The sequence below is a fragment of the Lactimicrobium sp. genome, assembly GCF_036453465.1.
GTDB lineage: Bacteria > Bacillota_I > Bacilli_A > Erysipelotrichales > Erysipelotrichaceae > Bulleidia.
In genome coordinates this window covers 1-26,681 of the sequence record NZ_JAZHUW010000031.1, presented here as the reverse complement: position 1 = coordinate 26,681, position 26,681 = coordinate 1, and the positions used below count along the sequence as shown (strand labels likewise).

The following is a 26,681-nucleotide window of genomic DNA, read 5'->3' as shown; positions in this document are numbered from 1 at the left end:
GATTGGCTGGATATTGTCTATGACCATTTCCATCTGGTCAAAAACTTCAATGACAAGGTGGTATCAGAAGTCCGTAAAGAGGAACAGAAGCGCCTGATAGAAGAAGGCAATGCAGAAGCTGCCAAAGCGCTCAAAGGATCCAAGTATGTTCTGATGACAAGTGCTGAAACCAGAAAGCAGAAGGAAAAAGATGCCAAAGCAGGCAAAACCATTGCCCGTGGAAGCGATCTGTTCAAGAAGCCGGAGGTGAAGCAGAAAGCAGGAATTGAAGAAGAATACAAGAAGCTGTTGGATGAAAACAAGCTGTTCTTCACCATGGATCTGGTAAAGGAACAGCTTGATAAAGCATACAAGGCAAATACTGAAAGAGGCATGAAGATTCATATTAACCGGATCATACGCACCTGCAAAGCAACAGAGAACAAGCATTTCATGTGGTTTGCCAAGCTGCTGGAGGACCACATGAAAGGAATTATCTCTCACGCAAGAGTCCATATCTCATCCGGCAAAGTTGAAGGAACCAACCAGATGATCAAGACACTGAGAAGAAAAGGATACGGCTATCCGGATGATGAATATTTCTTTCTGAAGATCATAGATGCCAGCAGAAAGTTTTCATGACCTCAGAGGATACCTATCAACAGAAATTAGGACTGAACCTAAAGAAATAACAATGAAATAGGTTTGAGGTCACAATTTGTAACCTCAATATCTGCAATGAAAATTGCTTAAAGTGAAACAAAGGTGATTATCTGCAACGGGACGTGATTTTTCTTGATGTGACAAGTTTGTTCCTGTCATGAATTGCAGCATTCATATATCAGAATTGATGATCGAATACGATGTCAGTATTCCTCATCTTTTTTATTCAGACTAAGGACTGATTCATTTGGCCCGCGTATCAAAAAGTCCGGATCAGAATTGATCCGGGCGTAATTGATTGGCTGCGATTTCGAAAGTGAATTGATCTTTATCTTACGATCCTTTCAGTTGAGATAGATTTTGGAAAAAGCTTTCCTGCCAGGACCGTCAGCAGCATCGTGATGAGCATATCCGGCAGTGTATATCCGATCACAAAATCTGTATGCATCAGAAGCCTGTACAGGATAAATCCAATGAGCCAGATGACAAGATTCATCCAGTCAAATGTCTGGTGTTCTGCATCTCTCTTCAGGAAAAAATACGTACCAATCATGACAGCAACCATCGGTGCAAAGACGGATCCAATCAGGTAAAGGAAACCGGTGATATCATCCATATTGAAGAGGATGGCACCGATCGTGCCAATGATGGAAGCTGCTACGGCAGCCCATTTGCTGTTTAAGCCTTTGCAGATGGACTGGGCGGAAATTCCAGCGGAGAGAGCATCAAGGAAGGTTGTCGTCACCGTGGAGAATATGATAATCAGAAGGCCTGCGATGCCGATGCCAGCCCGCACACAGATTTCAGCAATATCGGATGTTCCGGCATAGATTGATGCTCCCATGCCAATGGTGAACATCCACATACTGACAAGACCATAGACGATTGTACTGACCAATGATGCCTTGATGGGTTCTCTGGCATCACGGGTGTAATCACCGATGACAGGAAGCCAGCTCAGCGGCATGGAAGCAGAGAGTTCTACGGCAGCCCCAAAGCTCATTGCAGTGCCGGCATTTTCTGGTGTTCCATTGCGGAATATGACGACACAAAGGATAATCGTCAGAAGCAAAAGACCGGTCATTGCTGCAATGTTTACTTTTCCAAGATTGGTGATGCCGATCAGAATCCAGAGTATGATCAGGGCACCGATGATGATGGCAAACAGAGCATGCCCGCTGTTGAAGATGGTCCCGGCAGAGACAGCGCCATCATAGATCATGATGGCGGTCCATCCCACCAGCTGCAGTACATTGAGGATGGCAAAGAGAATACCGCCATGGCGGGGTTAGTTGACGCTATATCCCTACGTTGGCATTACCAAAATCAGGTCGAAGGTTGGAACAGATTCAGTTTCCTCTCAGCACGCTTATGTGGGGCACCCTTTTTTCGCATTCGATCTTGTGCCCGTTAATGCATGCTATCAAGCAGTCCAATGATGTGTAGGCTGCCTGTAAATCCGCATGTAAGCAGATTGATCACAGTTCATATAAAGCACAGGATTGATCTATCGTTCCATAACGGTTTTAATACTGGTAACAGGAAGAAATCGTGGATCTTTCCCAGATGTCATATTTTGTAACGCAAAAATGATAGAATACAGATGCAAGCATTCAATTATCTTGTTTTCATATCATCATATTGCAAACAGAAAAACATAACACAGGGGGTGCGTCTATGCTGCTGTATTCAGCTTTGCTGCCAATCAAATCATCCGTTACCAAAAAGGACTTTGTTTCTCTTGGTGTGCAGTGGAATCTTACAAGTAAGTTTTCGTATAACATTATTCCATCTCTAGCGGGATGGAATGGCCAGTATCACCAACGTTTTGGCAGTGATGATCTCTGGATGGAATTTCAGGAAGATGCCAGCAGAAATATTGTTGGCATCCGGTATGAGAAAAAAGAAAGCAATGGTGCCGTCTGGGATACCGATTATGTATTGAACTTTGCCGAAAGAAAGCTGGCAATCCGCCTGGACCGCAGCTATACCAAAGATGCGAGTATGGAGGATATCCGCTTTTCAACGCCGCATTTTGTTTCGATGTTGATTGACAATGGCTTTGTGGCAGATGACAACGGGCTGGAAATCCTGCATCATGGCATACCGGTACTGCATACCGATGCCAGGAAGCTTGCCAATATCATTGATGGCAATGTGAGATATCAGCTGCCTGTCATCTATGTTTCCAAAACAGAAAATAATGAAGATCCGGTGAATGTTGGCTGGCTGTGCAGCAGGCTGAAAGGAACCGCCCATATTCTGGTACAGAAGGATTTACGCTCCAACCCAGCCATCCGGTCTGCCTGTCACGGCAATAACGAATACTATGGCGGCATCGGCATCTACTTTCCCAATCAGCGCCACCGCCGGTTTCTATATCACAGCTATACTGGCCAGGATGAGGCTTTGCTTAACAAGGTATGCAAGTGTGTTCTGCAATACAGCAATGCCCAACAGATGCCATTGCTGTACACCTGGGATGGTATGAACAATGCGCTGCTGATGGATGAGCTGGCTGCTCAGCAGAAACAGACACAACTGGCAAGGCATGCCCAGCAGGCAGCGGAAAATGAAGCCATTGATTATCTTGGTGCATTTGATGATGAAATCAACAGGCTGAAAAACAGGATCAATGAACTGAGCCGTGTCAATGCATCACTGCAGGCAGAAAACCAGGGTCTGCAGGCCAAGTTGGATGGCCAGGATCATCTGCCCGTGCTGTTTCTGGGAGAGGAGGAAGAATTCTATCCTGGCGAGATCAAAGAGATTATCCTGAGCATTCTGGAAGAGGCACTTTCTTCCTGCAAGGATGGCGCAAGAAGAAAAGATGTTCTGCAGGATGTGCTTGCCCATAACAACTATGAACATGTATGCGAAAAACACCAGAAACAGATCAAGCAGCTGATGACCGGTTATTCCACCATGTCTTCTGCGCTTAGAAGTGCCTTGATGGACCTTGGCATCGGCATTTTGGAAGATGGCAGGCATTACAAGCTTGTTTATTACGGAGATCACCGGTATCAGACAACCATGTCCAAGACCGGCAGTGATGTCAGAGAAGGCAGAAATATTGCCAGCAAGATCATAAATACGATGTTTTAACCAGGGAACTGACCAGTTTTGCGGCCATAAGATCAGTGGAGGTTTCACATATGAAACAGACACTGATTTTTATTGCCATGATTGCCCTGGCACTGTGCATTGATCTTTCTCCGGTGGATCTTGCTGCATTACAGAATGACATGATTCATGTTTCGATCAGCGGAGAAGTGCTTTCTCCCGGGGACTATGAGCTGCCATTGTATTCTTCACTGAATACGCTTCTGGAAACAGCAGGCACAACAGACAGCTCTGATCTTTCTGGTTTGAATCCGGATACAATCCTGAAAGATCATGACCGCATCATTGTGCCGGCTGTATCTGAGCACGCAAAAGCCAAGGTATCAATCAATACTGCAGATCTTGAAACATTGACAACACTGCCAGGCATCGGACCTTCTACTGCTGCCCGCATCATTGCCTTCCGTGAAGAAAACGGTCTCTTCCAGCAGCTGGAAGATCTGATGAAAGTCAAAGGCATCGGTCCTTCCAAGTTTGAAAAGGTCAAAGAGTACATTTCTCTATGAAGATGCTGTGGAACAGAATTCTGCTGCTGGCTTTATGTGTTTTCGTGTTCCGCTGTTTTTCCTCAAGGTGGCCGTATCTCTCCCTGGCATTGCTTTGTGCTTACTGGTTTCTTCGAAACAAAGATCTCTCTTTTCTTGCGTTGGGTGGAATTCTGCTATGCACCATGATTCCCATCTATTCCGCTGCCATGCCATCGTTTTATCAAGGCAGGGTCGTTTCTGTTTCTGCCAGTTATGGCATCATTCAAAGCGGCCGACAGCGGATTGTTTTATACAGTCAGGAAGAACTGCCATTTGATGCTGTGATTTCCTTCTCTGGTGAATACAAGGAGCTTGTCGCTTCACCAGCGTTTTACCGCAGTGATTTTGCCAGAACCATGCAGGCAAAGGGCGTTCATTATTCCCTGTCCACTGACAGCTTTCAGATTGTCCGACAGGATCCTTCTTTCCGCCGTTTTCTGCAGAAACAATGCAGCCAGATCCAGGATGAAAAGATTTCTGCCTTTGCCAGAAAGATCCTCTTAGGTATTTCAGATGCAGAAGAAGACAGCTATCTTTTCAAGCATGGCTTTTCGCTCAGCGGCATCCTTGCCTTTCTGCATCTGACCCTGAAATACATACTCGATCAGAAACAGAGAAACAAGACAGTTCTTCTGGCTGGATGCGGATTATGGCTGCTGTATGGCTTTCCGCTTGTGCTCAGCCAGTATCTGCTTGTTCATCTTTTCCGGATGACAAAGATGCGCAAAGACCAGGCACTCGGTCTGACTTTTGTGATTCTGCTGTTTCTCTATCCGGAAAGCTATGTATCGGTTTCCTTTCTGATCCCGGCTGCTTTCCGCCTGTGTTCTCATTTCTATCCCCGCCGAAAGTCTGTCTCACTTTTCATTTCACTGCTGTTACAGGGATGGTTTTTCCATGGCATGGATCCGGTGGTATCACTTGTTTATCTGTTTGTAAGGCCGCTGCTTGGCTTTGTCTATCTTGTAAGTCTGCTGTATCTGTTGATTCCAGTCTCACTTTTTTCTCAGATTATCTTCTTCATTGACCGCAGTCTTTCTTTGTTTTCTTACTTTCATCTGCCGGGTTCGATTGCCGGTTTTGGCCTGCTGTTCTTTCTTCTGATGATCTTTTCGATGCGCAGGCTGAAACATGCCTCTGTTTATATGCTTGCAGTACTGCTTGTCTTTCAGTGCTTCGGTTTGTTTCATCCCTTTGCGTCTGTGTCGTATATCAATGTTGGCCAGGGAGATGCTATTTTGATCAAGGGGCCTTTACGCTCTTTCAGCGTGCTTGTGGATACCGGCAAGCCTGCGCAATGGCGGACATTGTCAGCGTTTCTGGAAGGAGAGGGAATCAGGAAACTGGACGCATTGATCATCACTCATGGCGACAATGATCATGCTGGCAATATGGATGCTGTCATTGGAAAATATCAGCCGGAAACTGTGCTGACATCACACCATGAAAGCATGTGTACAGGCAAACTATGCATGTATGATCTGAATGATCTGGTTACTGAGGATGAAAATGAGAGTTCACTCTGTGAATACTTTGAAATGAATGGTGTGAAGTATCTTCTGACAGGGGATATCAATGCCCATGCAGAAGAGCGTATTGTGCGCCGTTATGACAGGCTGAACGTGGATGTTCTCAAGCTGAGCCACCATGGCTCCCATACCGGCTCCAGTGCCATCTTCCTGGATTGTCTGCAGCCATCTTTAGGCATTGTTTCAGCAGGTGCCTATTCCCTGTACCATCATCCTTCTGATGAAGTCATACAGCGTCTGCTGCAGCGGCATATTCCCTGGATTAATACAAGAGAGCAGGGAGATATCCAGATTCAGGCCATCGGCCCATGGAATTGTCTGCTGACGGCCGCAGGCAGGATTGGTATAATACGGACTGATGAGTGAATATGCAGTCTATGGCAAAAATGAATACCGGGAAACGGTGCAGATTCAGCGGATTCTGAAGGAAGAGCGCATTGCAAAGGATCAGGTTGTCGAGATCGATGCCTCCAGTGCATCCCAGTTCCGTATGGAAGATGCTTTGACCCAGTGCAATATGATGACCTTGTTTTCCGATACCGGCCATCGTGCTGTCATTTTGAAAAATCCGTACTTTCTGAAAAGCTCTGATAAAGCAAAGACAGATGGCAAAACAAAGGATACAAAACGGGAACGCCTGCTTTCGCTTTTGTCTGAATACCTTGGACATCCTAATCCTGATACGGCTTTGATCTTCTATCTGCAGGGAAATGACATTGATACCCGCCGCAAGGAAACCAAACTGCTGGAAAAGTACCATGTCAAAATGACAGCCTGCAATCTGATCAAGCCATGGGAATTTCCGGATCATATCACGGAGCTTTTGAAGCAGGGCGGCTTTGTGCTGACTCCCAAAGCAAGAGCCCAGTTTGATCTGCGGGTTGGAACGGATGAATTCCAGCTGCACCATGCCATTGAAAAACTGTCTTTGTATGGACAGAAGAACTATGATGAGGATACGATCCGCCAGCTGATTCCCGAGGATGCCAATCTGGATATGTGGCAGCTAGGCAATGCCTTTATGAAAGGGGATATGGCCGGGGTTGTCCGTGCCAAGGAACAGATGTTTGCCAAAGGCATGGATGTCAATGCCATGATTCCTCTGCTTGCCAGTCAGTTGCGGCGTGCCTATGACATTGCTGCCCTGCGGGATCTAGGCTATGATGCCTCCCGCATTGCCATCCGATTGCATGGCAAGGAAAGCGGCATCCGCATGTCATTGCGCAATATTGCTAACCGCTCAGCCAGAAACCTGCTGCATATGGAAAGTGAGCTTGCAAAGGTGGAGCAGGATATCAAAGCAGGCAGAGTCGTTCCCAAAGATGCCTTTGAGACTTATCTTTTGAAATACGGAGGCAGACATGGCTGAGCTTGCAAAAGTCGTCCATCCCTTTGCCCCGATCTATGATGAAAACAGCAGGGTATTGATCCTTGGCTCTTTTCCTTCTGTCATTTCCCGGCAGCAGTCTTTTTACTATGCCAATCCCCATAACCGCTTCTGGCCGGTGCTGTTTTCCCTGTTTGAAGAAGATCCGTGTGATCGTACTGATTTCTGCCACCGCCATCATATTGCTTTGTGGGATGTGATTCAAAGCTGCACAATCGCAGGATCCAGTGATGCCTCAATCAAGGATGTTGTTGTCAATGACATTGGCTCTATTGTTAACAAAACAAATGTCAAAGCCATCTTTACAACCGGATCCCGGGCATCATCGCTGTATGACAAATATATTCAGGTAGAATTACCGCATATCTCTCTGCCCAGCACATCCAGTGCCAATGCCAGGATGAAGATGGAAGATCTGTGCAGAAAGTATGAGATCATCAAGGAGTATATCAATGAAGAAGATTGAACTGCTGGCTCCCGCTGGCAATATGGATAGTCTGATTGCGGCCGTACAGGCGGGCTGTGATGCGGTATATCTTGGCTTAACAAGCTATTCGGCCCGCGCCTTTGCTGGCAACTTTGACAAAGATCAGCTGATTCAGGCGGTACACTACTGCCATGTGCGCAATGTGCGTGTGTATGTGACCATGAACACAATGCTGTATGAAACGGAAATTGAGCGGGCCAAAGAGACCGTTGATTTCCTGTATAAAAATGATGTGGATGCACTATTGATCCAGGACCTTGGTCTGTTCCATCTTGTTCATACCATGTATCCTGACTTTGAAATCCACTGCTCCACCCAGATGCATATCCACAATCTTGCCGGTGTTCAGGTGATGAAAGAAGAGGGTGCATCCCGGGTTGTGTTAGCACGGGAATCCCCGATTGAGCTTGTAGAAAAGGCATGCCAGATGGGCATTGACATTGAAGTGTTTGTCTATGGTGCCATCTGCATTTCCTACTCCGGCCAGTGCCTGTTTTCCTCAGCTGCCAAAAACAGAAGTGCCAACCGCGGTATGTGTGCCCAGTGCTGCCGGTTGAAATACTTCCCGGATGACAGCCATCATTTCAAGGAAGGTGATTATATCCTGTCACCAAGAGATCTCAATGTCATTGACCAGATCCCGCAGCTGATCAAAGCTGGTGTTGCCTCCCTCAAGATTGAAGGACGCATGAAACGGCCTGAATATGTGTATCTTGTCATCAAAACATTCCGGGAGGCCATTGATGCCTGCCTGAATGGTAAGCCATACCATGTCTCAAAACAAAGACAGCAGGAACTGCTGGAAATGTTCAACCGTGGCTTTTCCAAAGGCCATCTGTTTCATGATGATGTAGAAAGCAGAATGGGCCAGTACCGCCCCAACCACCGCGGCATCCAGATCGGCAGTGTACTTTCCTATGGCCATGGGGAAGTCTGCGTCAAGCTGTCTGCACCACTTCATCAGCACGATGGCCTGCGCATATTGACAAGTCCCCAGGACATCGGTCTGACAGCCGTCAAGATCTTTAAAAAGGGGAAGCTGGTCAATTCTGCTGACAAGGGCGATGTCATCTCATTGCCGCTTCATGGAAAGCAGATGCCAAAGCCTGGTGATCCGTTGCAGAAAACAAGTGATACCGTCCTGCTGGCAAAGATCGATGAAGAAATCGCAGAAAACGAAAGAAAAGTATCTCTGGATGCGTACTATCATGCCATGCCCCAGGAAAAGCTGGTGCTGACACTCAAAGACCATGATGGCCACAGTATTACCGTACAAAGTGACGACGTATTACAGACGGCAAAGAAAGCACCAATGCACAAAGAACAGATTGAAGCATCCCTTTCCAAAACCGGTGATACCTGCTTTGTGATTTCTTCCTTTAATGGCGAAGCAGGCAATGTGTTTATTCCGGTTTCCCAGCTCAATGCTCTGCGCCGTGAGGCCTTGAGTAAGATGGAAGAAGTGCGGGCAGTACTGCATGTGCGCAGTGGGGCACGTGAATACAATGTGCAGCTTATGCAGTGTGTTGCCCCCAAAGACCGTATCCTGGTGGAAGCACATACGGATCTAGACATGAATGATGTGCGCATCATTACCCAGGGCAATGGCTTAACGCCGGTTATCAACCAGGATCAGATGCCCGGTGGTGAGTTGTCTGATACCGTCATCTCACAGATGGGTGATTTCTCCTGTACACTGCACAATTGTATTGCCGGCATGACACTGAACATTGCCAACAGCTATGCTCTGGCCTTTGTGCTTTCTCATCCGGGCATTATCGGCGCTGTGTTTTCCAGTGAGTGTTCCAATGAGCAGATTCATGCTGTACTGGACGCATTTGAGAAGCGCTATGGCTTTGTGCCATATACGTATGAACTTGTCTATGGCAGAAGGGTATTGATGCATATCAAGGACCGCTTTACATCAGAAAATATCCATTCCATGCAGGATTTGCATGGCTCTGTGTATCCGGTGCGCTATAATAGCTCCAGCACAGAAATCGTGGAGAATGCGCCTGTTCACCGTGCCAATCCATACTGCTATGGCAGCTATGTGATACTGGATGAATGGACCAGGAATCCATCTGCGGTGAAGGAGGAAGTGCATGAAGAAATTTTGGGAAGAATTTAAGGCTTTTGCATTAAAGGGAAATGTCATGGATATGGCCGTTGGTGTCATCATGGCATCCGCATTTGGTACGGTCGTATCATCTTTGACAGATAACATCATCAACCCGATCATTGGTCTCTTGTTCCAGCTGGATTTCAGCAGTGTTGCCATCAAGATGGGCAGTGTTGATCTCAAGATCGGTGCCTTCATTTCATCTGTCATCAACTTCCTGTTGATGGCTCTGGTACTCTTCATCATGGTCAAGGCAGTCAATAAGGCCGTCAACCTGCACCCAAAGAAGGAAGAAGAACCGGCAGAACCGGCCAAGAGCCCGGAGCTGCTCGAGCTGGAAAAGATCACTGCTTTGCTTGAGAAGCAGAACGAAAACAAGTAATCTTTCCCGTTTCAGCATCTGAAACAGACTGTTCTCAATGTGAGAGGGCAGTCTTTTTGCTATAATAGACAGGCATTTAAGGAGAACGGAATGTTTCTGAAACAAATACGCATGCAGGGATTCAAGTCCTTTGCCGACAAGACTGTCATCAATTTTTCTGATGCGATTACCGGCATTGTGGGTCCCAATGGCTGCGGAAAATCAAATATATCAGATGCCGTAAGATGGGTGCTTGGCGAACAGAGTGCCAAAAGCATGCGCGGCGACAAGATGAACGATGTCATCTTTGCCGGCAGTGCCGACCGGCACAAACTCAACATGGCTGAGGTCACCCTGGTCTTTGATAATTCCAGCCGGGTACTCAACATGGACCAGGATGAAATCGAAGTCACCAGAAGACTCTACCGTGACTCCGGTGATGCCGAATACCTCATCAATAACCAGAATGTCCGCCTCAAGGACGTCGTTGATCTTTTCCTGGATACAGGTCTTGGCAGAGATTCCTTAAGCATCATATCCCAGGGCAACGTTGTCAGCTTTGCCCAGGCCAAACCAGTGGAGCGCCGCGGTGTCTTTGAAGAAGCCGCCGGTGTTTCCAAATACAAGAAAAGAAGAATGGAATCCTTGTCCCGCTTAGAGCGCACCAAGGAAAACCTGGACCGTTCTACCGACATCCTCAATGAGCTGGAAAAACAGGTATCCCCATTAAAGCGGCAGGCCCATAAAGCCGAGATCTACCGGCAGAAGAAAGCACGGCTGGAAGAGATTGAAATCTCGGTGCTTGTGCAGGAGATTGATGAAATCAATGCCGGCATTGATTCTGCTAAGAAAACACTGTTTGACATCGATACCAAAAGTACAATGCTGCAGACAAATATCCAGGTCGCTGAAAACCAGATCCAGCAGGACCGCTCATCTGCTTCCAAGCTTGATCAGGAAGTCAACAGCCTGCAGGAAGAACTCATGGCACTGCTCAATACCATCCAGTCACTTGAAGCAAGAAGAACAGAGCTGGATGAGAAAGCCAAGTATCTGATTGAAAGCGGCAATACCCAGCAGAAGATTGAACAGACAAGACAATTGCTTTCGGCTGCCAAGGCGGAATATGAAGACCGTAAGGCCCGGGTGGATGCTTTGCGCAATGAGATTTCACTGCTGCGTGAAAAGCTGACATTAGCTGCCACAAAGATTGCCGATACAAGCGGTGCCTACGAAGCAGCATCAGGCATGCTCAGGTCTTTGGAAAACCGTAAAAATGTCATTGACCAGCTGATGCGCAATCCCTTCAACAACCAGGCCGGCATCCGTTCCATCATGGACCACCAGCGTGATCTGCGCGGCATCCTTGGTGTGATCGGTCAGGTGCTCAAAGCCAAAAGCGGCTATGAAGAAGCTATCTCCACAGCCCTTGGCGGTGCCTTAAATAACATCGTCACCCAGGATGATGCCTGTGCCAGAGAAGCCATCCGCTTTCTGACCAGAAACCAGAGCGGCCGGGCAACTTTCCTGCCCATTACCGTATGCACACCGCGCTATGTATCCCGGGATGCCCAGATTATCTGCAATAACACCAAAGGCTACCTCGGCAATGCCAGTGCCTTTGTGACATGTGATGCCCGCTTTGATCCCATCGTGGCATCTTTGTTAAACAACGTGCTTGTCTGTGACACGATGGAATCCGGCAATAATCTCTCTGCTTTGACCAACCGCCAGTACAAGATCGTGACACTGGATGGAGAAGTCATTCACCGCGGCGGTTCCATGACCGGCGGCAAGACCCGTCATAATGCCAACATCATGACGATGCAGAAAGAAGCCAACCAGATCCAGCAGTCACTCGATGCCCAGAGGGCCAGGGCCCAGCTGGCAAAGAAAGCACTGGATGAAGCCAGTGCCCAGCGTGAAGAGGTGGGCCGCCAGCTGCGTGAAAAGCAGATCGCTTTAGCAGGTCTGGAGCCGGTGCTGGATGCCAAACAGGCCAAGTATGAAAAGCTGCGCAATGAAATGGCACTGCTTTCTCCCAAACAGGAAGAAGTGGAAGAGAGTAAGCCGGAGGATGATCTGATTGCTAGATTGAACAAGGCATACCAGCGCCGTGATGCATTGACTGGCATGATCAAGACCAAGCGCGAAGAGCGCATGTCGATCGGCCAGAGTGCCGACCGCAGAGAGAACCAGCTGCGCCAGATGCGCAAGGATCTCTCCACGGCTCAGGCAAGTGCCAGTGCCATCAAAGTCGATCAGGGCAAGCTCGAAACAAAGCTGGAAGCCAATCTTTCCCGGCTTGTGTCTGAGTATCAATTAACCTATGAATCTGCTTCCCAGCGCAAGGAAGAAGCCGAGATTGAAGACCTTGTCAAGGCACGTGAAGAAGTGGCACAGCTGCGCTCTGAAATCCAGCGGCTTGGCAATGTCAACATGAATGCACCGGAAGAATATGCCGAAGTCAACCAGCGCTATGAAACCATGAAGAAGCAGATTGAAGATCTGACCGCTTCCCGTGATAAGATCCTGGCCGCCATCGATGAGATGGATGAAGTCATGAAGAAACAGTTCCGGGAAACATTTGACAAGATCAATCTTGCCTTCAATGATATCTTTGTCTCCCTCTATGGCGGCGGCAAGGCCAACCTGTATCTGCTGGATCCGGATGATATCCTGAATACCGGCATTGATATTGATGCCCAGCCTCCGGGAAAAGCCGTACAGAACAATATGCTGTTTTCCGGCGGTGAGAAGAGCCTGATTGCGCTGTGTGTGCTGTTTGCCATCCTGAAAGTCAAGCCGGTTCCGCTGGTCATTCTGGATGAGGTGGAGGCAGCTCTGGATCCGGGCAATGTGGAGCGCTTTGCCCAGTATCTGCACCGCTATACGGATAAGACACAGTTCATTGTGGTTACCCACAGAGTCGGCACCATGGAGAACTGTGATGTGCTGTATGGCGTCACTATGCAGCATCAGGGTGTTTCCCAGATGCTGAAAGTAACACTGAAAGATGCGGTATCATTAGCTGATACCGGCAAGGAGGCTGTATGAGCTTTTTCTCAAAACTGAAAGAAAAATTTTCCGGCAAACAGGATAAAGCCGTCTATCTCAGCGGCTTTGAAAAGTCCAAGCAGACATTCTCCGATGCTCTCAACCAGATGGGATCAAGCTTCCATGGCGTTGATGATGACTTTCTGGAACAATTGACCATTGTGCTGCTGGAAAGTGATGTCGGCATTGAACTGGCCGATCTGATCTGTGAAAGACTGAAGAAGAAATGTGATGAATATCCCGGTGTGACATTTCACTGGGCCATGAACTTCCTTCTGGAAATCATGAAGGATATCTATGATGAGATTCCCGATGCCCCGATTGTCTTTAATGAAAATGGCCCGACAGTGATCTTACTGGAAGGTGTCAATGGCTCCGGCAAGACAACCACGGCTGCCAAGCTTGCCAGTATGTATACCGATCAGGGTAAGAAAGTTGCCCTGGTGGCGGCGGATACCTTCCGGGCTGGTGCCATTGACCAGCTTGCAGAGTGGGGTGAAAGACTGAACTGTCCGGTCATCAAGGGCAGGGAGAATGGCGATCCCAGTGCCGCAATTGTGGATGGCTGCCGTTTTGCCAAGGAAAAAGGTGCAGACATCCTGTTGTGTGATACTGCCGGCAGACTGCAGAACAAGACGAATCTGATGCAGGAACTTGCCAAAATGAACCGTGTTTCTGCCAGAGAGATTGAAGGGGCACCGCATGATACCTGGCTGGTGCTGGATGCCACAACCGGTCAGAATGGCCTGACCCAGGCACAGGTGTTTGCGGAAAGTACGAAGCTGAGCGGCATCATCCTGTCCAAGATGGATGGCACTGCCAAGGGCGGCATTATCCTGGCGATCAAGTACAAGCTGCATCTGCCGGTTTACTTCATCGGCCTTGGCGAACATCCTGAGGATCTGCGGCCGTTTGATCTGGACAGCTATCTCTACAGTATTTCCGAAGGTCTAAAAGATGTCCAGTGAGCGTGAGACCTATAACCGGCTGTATGATTTCTATGGCAGTCTGTTAACAAACCGGCAGCAGAATATCTTTACGCTGTATTACCAGGAAGATCTGTCCCTGATGGAAATTGCCGAAAATGAAGGCATCTCAAGGGCAGCGGTGAGTGATACGCTGCGCCACTGCCGTGATGAGCTCAACGGCTATGAAGACAAGCTGCATCTTCTTTCCTCTTTTGAGAAAAGAATGCAGTACTATGAACAAATACGTAAACTCTCGTCCAGCCAGGTAGGAAAGCTTCTGGACGCATGTATCAATACTGAAATCGAAGGAGGAAAAAATGAGTAAGATTATTTCAGTCAATTCCGGCTCCTCATCTTTAAAGTTCCAGCTGTATGAAATGCCGCAGGAAAAGGTACTGTGCTCTGGCCAGGCAGAAAGAATCGGCCAGCAGCTTGGCACTTTCACAATCAAGTACAACAGTGAAAAGAAAGTCACCAACATGCCGATCCCGGATCATAAGACCGCTGTGCAGAAACTGCTGTCTTCTTTGACAGAGTGCGGCATCATCAAGTCTCTGGATGAAATTGACGCCGCCGGCCACCGCATCGTGCAGGGCGGCCCGTACTTTGGCAAGTCTGTGATCGTCGATCAGGATGTTGTCGACAAGGTACAGGAACTGGCTGAGCTGGCTCCGCTGCACAATCCGGCCCATCTTGTCTGCTATGAAGCCTTCAAGGAAGCCCTGCCGAAGATCGGCCATGTCTTTGTCTTTGATACAGCTTTCCATCAGACCATGGGACCCGAGTCCTATCTTTTCCCAGTGCCTTACAACTGGTACAAGGAATACAAGATCAGAAGATACGGCGCCCACGGCACATCCCACAAGTATGTCAACAGACGTGCTGCCGAGCTGATGAAGCAGGATGTCCACAAGCTCAACATGATCACCTGCCATCTGGGCAATGGTGCTTCCATCACAGCTATCCGCAATGGCCAGGTTATCAATACTTCCATGGGTCTGACACCGCTGGGCGGCATCATGATGGGCACCAGATGCGGTGACATTGATCCAACCGTTGTCTTCTACATGATGAAGAAGCTGAACCTGACACCTGACCAGATGGATGTCATCCTGAACAAGGAAAGCGGCATGCTTGGTGTTTCCGGCATCTCTTCTGATGCAAGAGACATTCAGAACGCTGTTAACAAGGGTGATGAAAGAGCCATCCTGACCGTCAATCTGTATGCCAACAGAGCCATCAATGTCATCGGCGGCTACTTCATGCAGTTAGGCCATTGCGATGCCATGGTATTCACGGCCGGCCTTGGTGAAAACGACTGGCATACAAGAGAAAGAATCCTGAAGGGTTTGGAAGAGGGCATGCACCTGGATATCGACTATGATCTGAACATGCAGGCTGTTGGCAAAGAATGCTGCATCTCCAGACCGGATTCTTCTGTACAGGTATGGGTCATCCCGACAGATGAGGAGCTCATGATTGCCAGGGATACCGCAGCACTGCTGCATCTTTGATATGAACTTCGACTTTCAGAATCTGCGGGCTGTCATAGCGGACAGTCCCATCATCACGATCTTCCGCCATGAGCATCCTGACTGTGATGCCTTAGGTTCACAGAATGCCCTGGCCGCATGGCTGAAGGATAATTTCCCGGACAAGAAGGTCTATATGCTTGGCTATGAAACATGTGATCAGGCACCGTTTCCCGCCAGTGATCGGATTGAGGATGATACGATTGCCAAATCAACGGCGATTGTGCTGGATACGGCCAACCAGGACCGGGTAGATGACAAGCGTTTCAAGGATGCTCATCTGCTGATCAAGATTGACCACCATCCCAACCGGGAACCGTTTGGCAACCTGTGCCTGGTGTTTGATCAGGCCGCAGCTACCTGTGAAATCCTGACCGCCTTCTTTGAACAGAACAGCGATCTGCAGCTTTCCAGAAAGACAGCAAGATATCTGTATGAAGGGCTGTTAACGGATACGCTTTGTTTCAGAACAAGCAATACGACGGCACATACCCTGCATACTGCCAGCTATCTGGCATCCTATCAGCTGGATATTCCCGGTCTCAACCGGATGCTGTTTGATACGGATCTGGATGGATTCCGGTTTGCTACGTATCTGAGAAGCAGGGTACAGCTGATGGACGGCCATCTGGCCTATGTCATTCTCAGACACAGTGACCTCTCGCAATGGCATCTGTCTGCTTCCAGTGCCAGAAACCGGATTGATGAGCTGGGACATGTCAAAGAGTTTGCTGTGTGGGCACTGTTTACCCAGCATGATGACGGCCAGGAACTGTTTGATGGTTCATTGCGTTCCAAGACGGTGACCATCAATGACATTGCCGAGAAGTACCATGGCGGCGGCCATAAGAACGCAGCGGGCATCAAGAATCTCACAGAAGCAGATATCAACCAGATTCTTTTGGATCTGGATGCACGCATTCAGTCAGAAAATCATTGAAAACAAGTGAAATTGTAAGAAAACGGGCAGGAACATCCTACCTGTTTTCATCTGAAACTTCTCACAGAACATTGTAAAATCAGCCGATTTCAACATCATTCTTTCAAATAAACTTTCCAAACATTCATCTTCCGTTTCTCATTTACATGATCAATACTGATGATGAAAGGGGAGGTATAGAAACATGATGACCGAACTTAATCGTAATTTTCCGAAGGATCATTTTGATGTCAGTATTCTCGGTGCGTTCACGACTTCGGATAAACCGCACCGCTTGTTCAAGGATGACAAGGTTGAGATGAGATGGCAGAGGCGCAAGGAAACCAATGACGTGCTGCTGTCCATGGCACCGTTCATGCATTGAGAAAACAGGAGTAAGCAGAATTACTCCTTTTCTTTTGGACATAATTTGTTTTTTTTAAAAGTATACTCACAAGCTGGACTATAATGAATCAAAGAAGGCGGATTATAGGCGAAGATAGAGAACATCAGGATGAATTGACGGGACTGCTGAATGCGGCTGGTTTCAGTGATGTTGTCAGCAATGCACTGCAGCTGCATAATACAGACTCTTCGGTTCTGTTTCTGGATTTAAGCAATTTCAAGGCATTCAATGCCAAGCATGGCAGATTTGCAGGTGACCAGCTGTTAAAGCATACCGCTGCCATCCTGCAGTCTTTATATCCAAGCTGCCCATGTGCACGTCTTGGCGAAGATCATTTCACACTGCTTTGTCCTTCCGTGCAGGCAGAAATCATTGCCAACCGTCTCAATGAAGAGCTGGAGAAGTTTGCCCCGGGAGAAAATGTTGTCGCAAAGGCAGGCTGTGCTGCTTGTGAAAAGGGTACAGATAATCTGGCTGTCACCGAACGGGCCAGAATTGCCTGTGAATCGATCAAGCACATCTATGGCACTTCTTTCTGCATGTATGATCCTTCCATGCTCAAGGACATGTTAAGAAGAAAGTATATTCTGGACCATGTTCAGGAAGCAATAGACAAAGACTGGATTCATCCTTACTACCAGCCGATCGTTCGAACAATTACCGGCAGAGTATGTGCCGTGGAATCTCTAGCCAGATGGATCGAGGATGATGGTACGTTCCTCAGACCGGATCAGTTTATTGATCTATTGGAAGAAGCCAGAATGATCAGTATGGTCGATCTGCACGTTGCAAAAGACGTGTGCCGGGATCTAAGAAGCAGGCTGGACAAGCATCTGCCGGTGGTGCCGGTATCGATCAACCTGTCACGTCTTGATTTCATGGATCAGACGGTGTTTGAACAATTAAATGCCATTCTTGAAGAATATCATATCGATCATGATCTGATTGATGTGGAAGTAACAGAGCGTGTATTGAACACAGATGATGGCAGTCTGTATGCCAATATTGAACAATACCGTAAGGCTGGCTATGAGATCTGGATGGATGATTTTGGCTCGGGTTATTCTTCATTGAATGTATTGAAGGATTTCTCGTTTGATGTCATCAAGATTGATATGAAGTTCCTGAATGCCAGGAATGAGAAGGCAGCAAGGCGCAGCCGCATGATTGTGGCAAATATCATCAATATGGCCAAGCAGCTTGGCATCCGCACATTGTGTGAGGGCGTTGAAACAGAAGCGTATCAGAAAGCCCTTGCCAGGGATGGCTGCGAGATGTTGCAGGGATACTATTATGCAAAGCCGCTGCCATTAGCACAGCTGGAAAAGACAGAGTTTGTCTTTGAAAACAAGGCCGAGCGCGGATATATGCAGGCTACCGGCAGAATCAATCTGCTTTCACCGGATCCTTTGCTGGATGCTCAGGATACCATGATCCCGACGGTACTGGCAGAGATGGGACCGGATGGCATGCGTATTGTGCAGAGCAATCCCGGCTTTCAGGATTTCATACAGAGTGCCGGTTTCAAGGATACAGATGAGATGCTGGAGCCAAGGTTCACGCGTGTGCGGGAACAGATTGCCGATGCGGTCAGACGTTCCTTTGATGCAAAGCAGAAAGTCTCGTTTGATGTGCTTCTGAATGCCAGATATATTTCCATTACCATTCAGAGTATTGCCTGCAATCAGGAAGATGGCAGATGCACGTTCGTGGCAAGGCTGAGTGATCTTTCTCAGCTGACCGGAATCGGCAATTTCAATCTGCGTGATAAAGTGACCAATTCCCTTTGCTCGATCTTTGAAAGAATTGATATGTTTGATCTGGACCATGATGTGGTGCGGACCATTTATCAGGATAACAGCATGTACCGCGGCAAGTATGACGGGGAAACCAATGAGAATGCCGTACTTGGCTTTGCCCAGCTGAATGTATATCCCAATGACCGTGCTGACTTTATCAAAACCTATGATTTTAAGGGCATTCAGGAGAGAATCTATAAGAGCGGCATGCGGTATGAAGCAGGCTTCTTCCGCTGTCTGGATGCCAATGGCAATTACCGCCTGCAGATCTATGTACTGATACCGGCCGTGGTTGACGGTACGCATGTGCTGCTGTCATGTGCTGTCAGTGCCAGTGATGCCTTTATCTCCATTGCTGATAAGATGATGGATCATGGCACGATCCTGCATGCCCGTGTCACCCAGGACGCAAGCTCATTTGCCAGAATCACGGATAATGATGTCGAATCCATGAAGGATGCAGAGATCCGTACCTTCTTTGACAATGCCAAAATCGGCATCTTCTGGAAGGATATCAACCGCCGCTTTATTGATGGCAATGCCTTCTTCCGTGATTACTATGGCTTTACACAAAGTTCTGACTTTGTCGGCAAGACCGATGAAGAAATGGGCTGGCATGTCAATCCGGATCCTTTCAAGAATGATGAATACAGAGTGCTGCACTATGGTGAGCAGATCAATGGTGCCATAGGCACCTGTATCTCTCATGGCAAGATCCGCCAGATCATGGCTTTCAAGAGTCCTATCTACCGCAATGGCAATATTGTCGGCCTGGTCGGCTACTTCGTAGATCTTTCCCTGCTGGCATCCGGCAATAAAAAGGTAAGACAGATTCATCAGGATTCTGTCACTGGCCTGCTTGACCGCAGAGGGCTCTATGATGCCTTCTGCCAGTATCAGGATGCCTGGAAGAAAGAACACAGAGATTTTGCCCTGATGTATCTTCAGATTGAAAACATGCAGGCAATAAATCAGAAATACGGATACCAGAAGGCAGATGAAATCCTGAAGAGCATTGGTGATCATCTTGTCGATCTGCTTGGTCAGGACAGTGCCATCGGCCGTCTGAATGCCGGCAACTTCCTGGTAATACAACAGATGGATGATGAAGACGAACTTAAGAATACACTGCGCAGAATCGGATCCTCTGCTTCTGTCAATACAGATCTCAGCAGCCAGCAGGATCTCAGTATTTCCGGCTTACTGTTTGGCTCCTTGAGCAAGGAAGAATCACAGGGACTGATCAGCAGAGGACTGGAAAGCACAGATATGATCAACAAGGCAGAGAACGCAGACTGAAGCCAGCTTCCCTGCCTTTCTCATACAGGCACAATATGCATAACAATAAGAAAAACAGAAAACAGGGGGATATATGGTTAAAACAGCAGTTATTACCGGCTCTGCCCAGGGATTGGGCTATGAAATGGCAAAGCAGTTCAGAACGCATGGCTTTCATGTTGTGATATCTGATGTCAATGAAGACAAGCTGAGGAATGCTGCAGATCAGCTGCAGAAGATCAACGGACCCAAAGACGGCATTGCATACACTTTGTGCAATGTGACATCCATAGAGGATCTCGAACATCTCTGGCAGACAGCAGAAGAGCATTTTGGCAGCGTTGATATCTGGGTGAATAATGCCGGTGTCAACCAGCCGATGGTACCATTATGGCAATTGGAAAAGCAGCAGATAGATCTGCTTGTCGACATTGATCTCAAAGGTGCCATGTATGGCTGTAAGACCGCAATCACGCACATGGCAAAGCAGGGCCATGGCTGTGTGTACTGCATCGAAGGATTCGGTGCAGACAATGCCACCCAGCTTGGCCTGACCGCTTATGGCGCAGCAAAGAAAGGTGTGCAATACATGGTCAGAGGCCTTGCCAAGGAACTCACACTGACCAATACACCAGTACAGGTAGGAAGACTGAATCCGGGTATCATGATCACCAACTTCATTGCCCATCCATTAGGCGGCAATAATGAAATGCAGTTATCAGATAAAGTCAAAAAGGTATACAACATCCTTGGCGATTATCCTGATACCGTCGCAAAGTTTCTGGCTGCAGGCATGATCAAAAACACCGAAAAGAAAAAACAGGACGATTACATTGCCTGGCTGACACCACAGAAGGCAGCATGGCGTTTCATGACTGCCGGCTTCAATAAACGTGATTTCTTTCAGGGCGAATAAGGTCTTTCAAATACCAATCTCACTGCTCGTATTTCAGAAAACAAAAAATGTGCGGATGTAAGGTATTATCCCCGGTACAGCTTGTGTCACTTTCTTAGAGTTGGTACGATAGCCAAAGCTGACACGTACAGTGCAGCAAACGAAGGAGAACGTGTATGAAATGAACGGACAGATGAAGGTGCTGCTGGATCAAACAAACTGCCTGTACAGGGTACCGTACAAATTCAAAGAGATTTATCTGTTAACTACCGCAGAATCCAATGATCCAGAAACACCAGAAAATGCCATCAACGGCTTGAAAGGATGGCTCAAGGTATTCAACCAGGCTAAACTCAAAGGAACCATCTTTACCGGCGGTACAATCGATGATGGCACCATCAATGGCCATAAAGAACTGGAAGAAGCCTATAACATGGGCAGATCCATCTAATACACAATCACAACTGTAACAACATATACCCAATCAATCCTATTAATCCAATCTCAAAGAGGATGCCCATAGATGGCATTCTTTTTTTTGAACCAAACAGATATCTTTTTCCTGCAGCAAAGAGCTTTCATGCTATATTAAAATCAGATCATGACAAGGGGGAAATACCATGTATAAGAATGTCTCGAAGAAGATCCAGAAGATGGCAGCAGCCGTGGCCATCATTAACATCATTTTCGGTATTGTTCTGGCTGTGATGGGACTGACAGCAGCTTCACAAGCCAGCCGTGCAAGTGAGATTGTAAGAGCTGCCCAGAAAACCGGAACAGGTGCATCCATGATATATGATCCCACCCTGGATTATGAAGCATCGGCTGTTCTTGTCATCACAGGCATCATGCTCGCGATCAGCGGCGTATTTACCTCATGGATCATCTATGGATTCGGCCAGATGACACAAGATGTATCACAGCTCAAAGCAGATCTGTCTGCCAGTACAGCATTATCATCAAAGCAGGCCGATGATATTTCTGCCTTAAGAAAAATTGCCGAAAGCATCAGCACAAAACAGACAGAGAATATCCAGCCAGCAGCTGATCAGAAAGCAGAATAATCATTTGTTTTCATAGATCCGTAACTTTAATCCATCCAGTGCAGAAGAGAAGCTGATACAGCAAGGGAAAGTGCTTCTGCACTTTTTCTATGCATGCATATTCCCACAAAGCAATGGAAATTCTTCAGGATTAAAGCTGCCAGAATGACAGTGTACAGTTCTTTCATTCAAAACAAGATAGTAAAAAAGAGATGATTGCTCATCCCTTAGTCCTCAAACTTGTGTCCGCTTGCCAGTTCAAAGTTGCATTTGACAATGCCTAGATCAATCTTTGTGCATGGTCCAATGCCTGTCTTGGCTGTGAGTTTTCCATCTTTGTAATAGATCTTGAATTTCTGCTGGTTGACAGCAGTAGGAGCCAGCATGGCACCTTCCATGCCTTTTTTGAACCAGTCTGGCATTTCTTCATCCACAGAACAAAGCTTCTGAAGAGGCTTTGTTTTGTGGGCAGAACCAGAGGTAATGCCATATCCTAAAGCAACAATGATCACCAGCTTTTCGCCAGGATTGATCACTGCCTGGCTTTTTGCATGAGTCAATGCTACCCAGCAGGAATTGATACCTAAAGACTGTGCAAACAGAACTGCTTTCTCACCATAGTATCCGGCTGTTTCATCCAGAGAAGGTGATTTGGTTCCGACAATGGCAAGATAGTTTCGGCAGTTGGCAAACATGCCGTAGTGCGGTTTGTTTGCCTTGAAACAGTCCGGCTCGTCAAAGAACAGCTGCATATGCAGTCCACTCTCTTTGTTCAGCTTTTCTACTTCATCCTGTAACTGTGTTCTGATCTCATCCGAAATCTTCGTATCCTTGAACTGTCTGACCGAATGCCTTTCTCGTATCACATCCATGATGTCCATATGCACTGCCTCCTTACGTATCTGCTTTGATTCTAGCATCAGTGATGGAATCAAAGCAGTTCTCTGATCCTTTCAATTGCCTTTATGGCAGCCTGATGATGCACCTGCACAAAGAACAGAATCCATTTCTCATAGGTACCATTCATCTCTGTGCTCATCAGGGTTGTATAGTATGCAAATTCTTTCTTCTGTAAGATGCCGGATACATCCAGGATCAGATCCGGCAGGATGTGATTGTTTGTTAGCAATAGTTCATTCAGCAGTCTGCCAGTGCGTCCATTGCCATCGACAAAGGGATGCAGCATTTCAAACTGATAATGAAACAGAGCAGCTTTGATCAGCGGATGCAATTCTCTTTCACTGTGTATAAACAGTTCCAGATCATTGAATCCTGTCTCTAGTGTGTCAGGAACAGGTGGTACATAGGCAGCTGTAGAAGGTGTGCTGCCGGGTCTACCGATCCAGGTAACTGTGTATCGATATTGGCCTGGTTTATTTGCATAATTATGCGGAGCATGCATGATGTAATCATGCAGCTCTGATATGAATCGTTTTGAGATTGGAAGGGTATGGATCCTCCTGGCTGCATAGGGATAGGCATCTTTGAGCCACTGCAGATCCTGTTTCTGGTTATCTGTATAGTCAGGATGGATATCACTTTGGATTGCCTGAAAACGGGTCATATCGATCAGGGATGTACTGTCACTGTCCGACAGGGCAGCATCATTCTTTTCTGTCTCAATGGCATCGATGGACAGCTGGAAGGAGTGTTCTGCTTCCAGATCAGTCTGGCTTTGAATAAAGGCAGACTGATCAGAAGGAGATAACAGGCTGAACAAAGCAGAAAGCTGGCCAAAGGATGCCATCGTATCTGCCAGTTCCTTCACCAGAACATCACTGTATTGCATTTCAATATCGTTTAACAGGGCAGGCTGATAGGACAGAAAGGCACTGTCATTTCTGCCGTTTTCTACTGTATAGCCGGACCTGTTTTCTTTTTCAATCGGGAACATGCAAATCTGCCTCCTTTTGGTTTGCTATGATGATAGCCTATGGAAGCTGCCGGTGGACAATCTGTGCCCGAAAGACTTGTTTAAACAACAAGCAGGCAGGTATCAGATCTTTCTGATGCCTGCCTGTATATGTGATCAGTTCAAGTGGTTTGTTTTTGCAAGAGGATAATAGGGACATCCTTCTTTCTTGCATTGGGCATTCTGGGGATAGAAGCCGCATGTGATGTCATCTTTCTGCAGGTGGATGCCATAGCGCTGGTTGATGTAATCGACTGCTGTTTCCATGGCTGTATAGGCATCGCGTTTGCAGCATCTTGGTCCGCCCATAACAGAGAGCTTTTCCAGGGCTTTGGATGTGTAGGCCATGTGGCTGCCCCAGGAATCGTTTGTGGTTAATGGACCGGTGCTTTCCAGGATTGACAGGGCTGCACCAATAGAGGCCACTGCTCCGCAGACACCCCACATGCCGCACATGGCTCCTGGCATCTGTAAGCCTCTTTGCATCAGTTCAGCCAGGGCAGCCATCAGATCAAAGTCCAGACCGGCATTGTGGCAGGCTGTCAGGATGCATGCTCCATCCAGAATATGATGTTCTGGTCCATGCATTCTGACAAAGTCATGTTCTGCTATATCTACAAAGATTTCATACGGGCTTGTGCTTTTCTCAATCAGACAGGCATCAATGATCTGATTCCCGCGGATTTCCATATCATTCATTTGCAAGCTTCTCCTTTAAGGCAAGAATGTTCTTCTCAATCTGTTTGATCACATGGATAAATGCTTCATCCGGTTTTCCGGTTGGATCTTCTAGTCCCCAGTCATCATCAAATGCCCTGCCAATATAGGGACAGTGCACACCGCATCCCATGGAGATGGCAAGATCAGGCGATGGGATTTCATTAATCAGTTTGGAATACTGATTCTTTTCCATATCTATGCCATACAGCTTCTTCATGATGCGTACAGCATCCGGATTGATGTGGTCCTGTTTCTGACTGCCGGCAGAATAACTGTCAAATACATCTGCTGCATAGTATTTTCCCAATGCCTCAGCAATCTGAGAACGGCATGCATTATGAACACAGATAAAAGCAACTTTCTTCTTTGTCATCGTATCCTCACCCATACATTGCTATGTATCATCTGATAGCTTACGCACTCTAAAGAGGAATCGCAACAAGACTTGTTTAAACAGCATGTTAAATAACAGTTAAATAAATAAGCAAAGCTAATAATTATTTTTGTACAGCAATAAAACATGCTATTCTGAATGCAGAGAAGGCATATTTATGCAGACATTCGTTGAATCAATGATTACAATCACTGCTGTTTCCATACTGTTAAGACTGCTTTCCAAAGAGAAGCTGGATAAGAAGTCTTCTTCTATCGATAAGTTTTCTGTGCGCGGCGGCTCTTTTCTGGCTGGGATTGGTATCTTTGGAGCAGTATTCTTCCTTGCAATGATGGTATTGGCATACTTCGTAAAAGAAACATCAATCGCGGTTTATATCATTTTTGGTATCTTTGTCGGCATTAGCCTGTTTCTTCTGATTGTGACATTCCCTGGTGCGGATGAGATCCATGTAGATCATGACGATATTACAAGACAGCGTGCCTGGATCTTTAAAAAGCACTGGACCTTTGCACAGATTGACTATGCAAAGATTGATCATAACGGGATGCATATCTACATTAAGGGAAAAAAGAGACAGGCATTCCTGGTAGATAACTATTACAATGGCTACTCTAATTTCAAGAAACGTCTGATCCATGATCATATTGAAATCCGACAGAAGATCATGTCGCCAAAAGATCTGGAACAAGAAAAGAAGAAGTGGGATAAGATCACCTGGATCATTGTCATTGTTGGCGTTGCAGTCTGTGCACTAGTATATTTTCTTTCAAATTGAAAACCTGCAGTACGTTTTTACCTGTATCGGACAGCTTGTTCTTCAGCAAAGCAAGCTGTCCTTTAGTTTTGCTTGAACATACTCCATATTGGATCTGTCCGTCTATTTCAGACAAGTGCGTATCACATCCAAACGTGTTATTCTAGTGCTAATGGAATCGCATTGACAGAAAGGGGAAATGTCATGTCAGAAGATCATGCATCCAAATCAAGATACGGCATATGGCTGCCAGGATCTGATGAACTTGATATAGGCCATTTTTCCCGTCTGTTTGATAACAAAAGTGAAAGCTATAAGCTGTTCTGGTTTCAGGCAATTATCCGTAAGGTAAATGAAGGCAGAACAGAACTGTCTTTTGATGAGCTGATCAATGACATGATCTGTGATGCATGGTATATGGTGACAGAATACCATCTTAACCTTGGCCCCAGTGATGCGATTGAAAGAGTCGTTAAATATATCAATGAAAAAGAAAAGATTTCTCCCACCGAGAAAAAGGAGAAGATTCTGGCATATCTTGACAACACAGATGATAAGCAGGTCAGGTTTTATAAGAAAAAACTGATTGAAAAAGTTCCCTATCGTCTGCAGGCTCCCTTTCTGGAAGGAGGAGAGCACTTCTGGAATGGCGGAACCCATGCAGTTGCGGAACGAATTAATCAGCAGCCACACCTGATTTATTATTTTGAGGACATATTAACAAATTGGTGAATTCTGTGGCTACTGTACTTGTTCATGTACAGTAATGTTAAGCTGGTTGATTATCTTCATTCATGTGAGGTGAATTCCATGGATGGTGAAA

General features: G+C 46.8%; 25 protein-coding genes. 20 read left to right on the top strand and 5 right to left on the bottom strand.

The window, feature by feature from the left end; translation table 11 throughout:
- A partial coding sequence (locus SOI44_RS08075; RefSeq protein ID WP_331348704.1) for a transposase occupies positions 1–621 on the top strand: 621 nt, incomplete at its 5' end.
- A gap of 349 nt (positions 622–970) precedes the next feature.
- Here the strand turns inward: SOI44_RS08075 and SOI44_RS08070 are convergent.
- Positions 971–1,864 (bottom strand): putative hydroxymethylpyrimidine transporter CytX, encoded by an 894-nt coding sequence (locus SOI44_RS08070; RefSeq protein ID WP_331348703.1) that lies wholly within the window; start codon positions 1,862–1,864, stop codon positions 971–973.
- A gap of 455 nt (positions 1,865–2,319) precedes the next feature.
- On the opposite strand from SOI44_RS08070, the gene SOI44_RS08065 reads away from it, so the two are divergent.
- The 17 genes from SOI44_RS08065 (at position 2,320) to SOI44_RS07985 (ending at position 22,096) form a co-directional block, all read left to right on the top strand.
- Complete coding sequence (locus SOI44_RS08065) at positions 2,320–3,747, top strand: hypothetical protein (RefSeq protein WP_331348702.1); 1,428 nt, start codon at positions 2,320–2,322, stop codon at positions 3,745–3,747.
- 50 nt (positions 3,748–3,797) lie between these two features.
- Positions 3,798–4,271 (top strand): ComEA family DNA-binding protein, encoded by a 474-nt coding sequence (locus SOI44_RS08060; RefSeq protein ID WP_331348701.1) that lies wholly within the window; start codon positions 3,798–3,800, stop codon positions 4,269–4,271.
- Complete coding sequence (locus SOI44_RS08055) at positions 4,268–6,187, top strand: ComEC/Rec2 family competence protein (protein ID WP_331348700.1); 1,920 nt, start codon at positions 4,268–4,270, stop codon at positions 6,185–6,187. Before SOI44_RS08060 ends, SOI44_RS08055 begins: the two co-directional genes overlap by 4 nt.
- The gene (holA, locus tag SOI44_RS08050; protein WP_331348699.1) at positions 6,180–7,190 is read left to right on the top strand and encodes a DNA polymerase III subunit delta; all 1,011 of its coding nucleotides are present in this window, start codon (positions 6,180–6,182) and stop codon (positions 7,188–7,190) included. The genes SOI44_RS08055 and holA overlap by 8 nt, the downstream gene beginning before the upstream one ends.
- Complete coding sequence (locus tag SOI44_RS08045) at positions 7,183–7,674, top strand: DNA-deoxyinosine glycosylase (protein ID WP_331348698.1); 492 nt, start codon at positions 7,183–7,185, stop codon at positions 7,672–7,674. Before holA ends, SOI44_RS08045 begins: the two co-directional genes overlap by 8 nt.
- Positions 7,661–9,826 carry a peptidase U32 family protein gene (locus tag SOI44_RS08040; protein WP_331348697.1) on the top strand — a complete coding sequence of 722 codons (2,166 nt, stop codon included), beginning with the start codon at positions 7,661–7,663 and terminating at the stop codon, positions 9,824–9,826. The genes SOI44_RS08045 and SOI44_RS08040 overlap by 14 nt, the downstream gene beginning before the upstream one ends.
- Entirely contained in the window at positions 9,801–10,199 is a 399-nt protein-coding gene (mscL, locus tag SOI44_RS08035) for a large conductance mechanosensitive channel protein MscL (RefSeq protein WP_331348696.1), read from the top strand. The genes SOI44_RS08040 and mscL overlap by 26 nt, the downstream gene beginning before the upstream one ends.
- Positions 10,200–10,289: 90 nt before the next feature.
- A complete protein-coding gene (locus SOI44_RS08030) occupies positions 10,290–13,235 on the top strand; it encodes a chromosome segregation protein SMC (RefSeq protein ID WP_331348695.1) in 2,946 nt (981 codons plus the stop codon).
- A complete protein-coding gene (gene ftsY, locus SOI44_RS08025; protein ID WP_331348694.1) occupies positions 13,232–14,203 on the top strand; it encodes a signal recognition particle-docking protein FtsY in 972 nt (323 codons plus the stop codon). The genes SOI44_RS08030 and ftsY overlap by 4 nt, the downstream gene beginning before the upstream one ends.
- Positions 14,193–14,528, top strand: a complete 336-nt coding sequence (gene ylxM / locus SOI44_RS08020; protein WP_331348693.1) for a YlxM family DNA-binding protein — start codon at positions 14,193–14,195, stop codon at positions 14,526–14,528. Before ftsY ends, ylxM begins: the two co-directional genes overlap by 11 nt.
- A complete protein-coding gene (locus tag SOI44_RS08015; RefSeq protein ID WP_331348692.1) occupies positions 14,521–15,717 on the top strand; it encodes an acetate kinase in 1,197 nt (398 codons plus the stop codon). The genes ylxM and SOI44_RS08015 overlap by 8 nt, the downstream gene beginning before the upstream one ends.
- Position 15,718: 1 nt before the next feature.
- On the top strand, positions 15,719–16,675 hold the full coding sequence (locus SOI44_RS08010) for a DHH family phosphoesterase (RefSeq protein WP_331348691.1): 957 nt from the start codon (positions 15,719–15,721) through the stop codon (positions 16,673–16,675).
- Positions 16,676–16,859: 184 nt separating this feature from the next.
- Positions 16,860–17,039 (top strand): hypothetical protein, encoded by a 180-nt coding sequence (locus tag SOI44_RS08005; RefSeq protein WP_331348690.1) that lies wholly within the window; start codon positions 16,860–16,862, stop codon positions 17,037–17,039.
- Between the two features lie 83 nt (positions 17,040–17,122).
- Positions 17,123–20,158 (top strand): EAL domain-containing protein, encoded by a 3,036-nt coding sequence (locus tag SOI44_RS08000; protein WP_331348689.1) that lies wholly within the window; start codon positions 17,123–17,125, stop codon positions 20,156–20,158.
- A 73-nt stretch (positions 20,159–20,231) separates the two neighbouring features.
- A complete protein-coding gene (locus SOI44_RS07995; protein WP_331348688.1) occupies positions 20,232–21,053 on the top strand; it encodes an SDR family NAD(P)-dependent oxidoreductase in 822 nt (273 codons plus the stop codon).
- Between the two features lie 160 nt (positions 21,054–21,213).
- Complete coding sequence (locus tag SOI44_RS07990; RefSeq protein ID WP_331348687.1) at positions 21,214–21,483, top strand: hypothetical protein; 270 nt, start codon at positions 21,214–21,216, stop codon at positions 21,481–21,483.
- Positions 21,484–21,652: 169 nt separating this feature from the next.
- A complete protein-coding gene (locus SOI44_RS07985) occupies positions 21,653–22,096 on the top strand; it encodes a hypothetical protein (RefSeq protein ID WP_331348686.1) in 444 nt (147 codons plus the stop codon).
- Positions 22,097–22,302: 206 nt separating this feature from the next.
- On the opposite strand, the gene SOI44_RS07980 is transcribed toward SOI44_RS07985, so the two are convergent.
- The 4 genes from SOI44_RS07980 to SOI44_RS07965 all read right to left on the bottom strand — a co-directional run bounded on the left by SOI44_RS07980 (position 22,303) and on the right by SOI44_RS07965 (position 25,080).
- The gene (locus SOI44_RS07980; RefSeq protein ID WP_331348685.1) at positions 22,303–22,956 is read right to left on the bottom strand and encodes a nitroreductase family protein; all 654 of its coding nucleotides are present in this window, start codon (positions 22,954–22,956) and stop codon (positions 22,303–22,305) included.
- A gap of 50 nt (positions 22,957–23,006) precedes the next feature.
- The gene (locus tag SOI44_RS07975) at positions 23,007–23,969 is read right to left on the bottom strand and encodes a Fic family protein (protein WP_331348684.1); all 963 of its coding nucleotides are present in this window, start codon (positions 23,967–23,969) and stop codon (positions 23,007–23,009) included.
- 135 nt (positions 23,970–24,104) lie between these two features.
- Positions 24,105–24,686, bottom strand: coding sequence for a DUF5714 domain-containing protein (locus SOI44_RS07970; RefSeq protein WP_331348683.1), 582 nt, complete (start codon positions 24,684–24,686; stop codon positions 24,105–24,107).
- Positions 24,679–25,080 (bottom strand): arsenate reductase/protein-tyrosine-phosphatase family protein, encoded by a 402-nt coding sequence (locus tag SOI44_RS07965; RefSeq protein WP_331348682.1) that lies wholly within the window; start codon positions 25,078–25,080, stop codon positions 24,679–24,681. Before SOI44_RS07965 ends, SOI44_RS07970 begins: the two co-directional genes overlap by 8 nt.
- 178 nt (positions 25,081–25,258) lie before the next feature.
- Between SOI44_RS07965 and SOI44_RS07960 the strand changes: the two genes are divergently transcribed.
- Both SOI44_RS07960 and SOI44_RS07955 read left to right on the top strand, forming a co-directional pair.
- A complete protein-coding gene (locus SOI44_RS07960) occupies positions 25,259–25,879 on the top strand; it encodes a DUF6560 family protein (RefSeq protein ID WP_331348681.1) in 621 nt (206 codons plus the stop codon).
- A 183-nt stretch (positions 25,880–26,062) separates the two neighbouring features.
- The gene (locus SOI44_RS07955) at positions 26,063–26,590 is read left to right on the top strand and encodes a hypothetical protein (RefSeq protein ID WP_331348680.1); all 528 of its coding nucleotides are present in this window, start codon (positions 26,063–26,065) and stop codon (positions 26,588–26,590) included.
- The last annotated feature ends 91 nt before the right edge of the window (positions 26,591–26,681 follow it).

Coding starts and splice junctions, on each gene's coding strand:
- SOI44_RS08070 (WP_331348703.1), bottom strand. CDS start 1,864: ATGATCTATGATGGCGCTGTCTCTGCCGGGACCATCTTCAACAGCGGG.
- SOI44_RS08065 (WP_331348702.1), top strand. CDS start 2,320: ATGCTGCTGTATTCAGCTTTGCTGCCAATCAAATCATCCGTTACCAAA.
- SOI44_RS08060 (WP_331348701.1), top strand. CDS start 3,798: ATGAAACAGACACTGATTTTTATTGCCATGATTGCCCTGGCACTGTGC.
- SOI44_RS08055 (WP_331348700.1), top strand. CDS start 4,268: ATGAAGATGCTGTGGAACAGAATTCTGCTGCTGGCTTTATGTGTTTTC.
- holA (WP_331348699.1), top strand. CDS start 6,180: ATGAGTGAATATGCAGTCTATGGCAAAAATGAATACCGGGAAACGGTG.
- SOI44_RS08045 (WP_331348698.1), top strand. CDS start 7,183: ATGGCTGAGCTTGCAAAAGTCGTCCATCCCTTTGCCCCGATCTATGAT.
- SOI44_RS08040 (WP_331348697.1), top strand. CDS start 7,661: ATGAAGAAGATTGAACTGCTGGCTCCCGCTGGCAATATGGATAGTCTG.
- mscL (WP_331348696.1), top strand. CDS start 9,801: ATGAAGAAATTTTGGGAAGAATTTAAGGCTTTTGCATTAAAGGGAAAT.
- SOI44_RS08030 (WP_331348695.1), top strand. CDS start 10,290: ATGTTTCTGAAACAAATACGCATGCAGGGATTCAAGTCCTTTGCCGAC.
- ftsY (WP_331348694.1), top strand. CDS start 13,232: ATGAGCTTTTTCTCAAAACTGAAAGAAAAATTTTCCGGCAAACAGGAT.
- ylxM (WP_331348693.1), top strand. CDS start 14,193: ATGTCCAGTGAGCGTGAGACCTATAACCGGCTGTATGATTTCTATGGC.
- SOI44_RS08015 (WP_331348692.1), top strand. CDS start 14,521: ATGAGTAAGATTATTTCAGTCAATTCCGGCTCCTCATCTTTAAAGTTC.
- SOI44_RS08010 (WP_331348691.1), top strand. CDS start 15,719: ATGAACTTCGACTTTCAGAATCTGCGGGCTGTCATAGCGGACAGTCCC.
- SOI44_RS08005 (WP_331348690.1), top strand. CDS start 16,860: ATGATGACCGAACTTAATCGTAATTTTCCGAAGGATCATTTTGATGTC.
- SOI44_RS08000 (WP_331348689.1), top strand. CDS start 17,123: ATGAATCAAAGAAGGCGGATTATAGGCGAAGATAGAGAACATCAGGAT.
- SOI44_RS07995 (WP_331348688.1), top strand. CDS start 20,232: ATGGTTAAAACAGCAGTTATTACCGGCTCTGCCCAGGGATTGGGCTAT.
- SOI44_RS07990 (WP_331348687.1), top strand. CDS start 21,214: ATGAACGGACAGATGAAGGTGCTGCTGGATCAAACAAACTGCCTGTAC.
- SOI44_RS07985 (WP_331348686.1), top strand. CDS start 21,653: ATGTATAAGAATGTCTCGAAGAAGATCCAGAAGATGGCAGCAGCCGTG.
- SOI44_RS07980 (WP_331348685.1), bottom strand. CDS start 22,956: ATGGACATCATGGATGTGATACGAGAAAGGCATTCGGTCAGACAGTTC.
- SOI44_RS07975 (WP_331348684.1), bottom strand. CDS start 23,969: ATGTTCCCGATTGAAAAAGAAAACAGGTCCGGCTATACAGTAGAAAAC.
- SOI44_RS07970 (WP_331348683.1), bottom strand. CDS start 24,686: ATGAATGATATGGAAATCCGCGGGAATCAGATCATTGATGCCTGTCTG.
- SOI44_RS07965 (WP_331348682.1), bottom strand. CDS start 25,080: ATGACAAAGAAGAAAGTTGCTTTTATCTGTGTTCATAATGCATGCCGT.
- SOI44_RS07960 (WP_331348681.1), top strand. CDS start 25,259: ATGCAGACATTCGTTGAATCAATGATTACAATCACTGCTGTTTCCATA.
- SOI44_RS07955 (WP_331348680.1), top strand. CDS start 26,063: ATGTCAGAAGATCATGCATCCAAATCAAGATACGGCATATGGCTGCCA.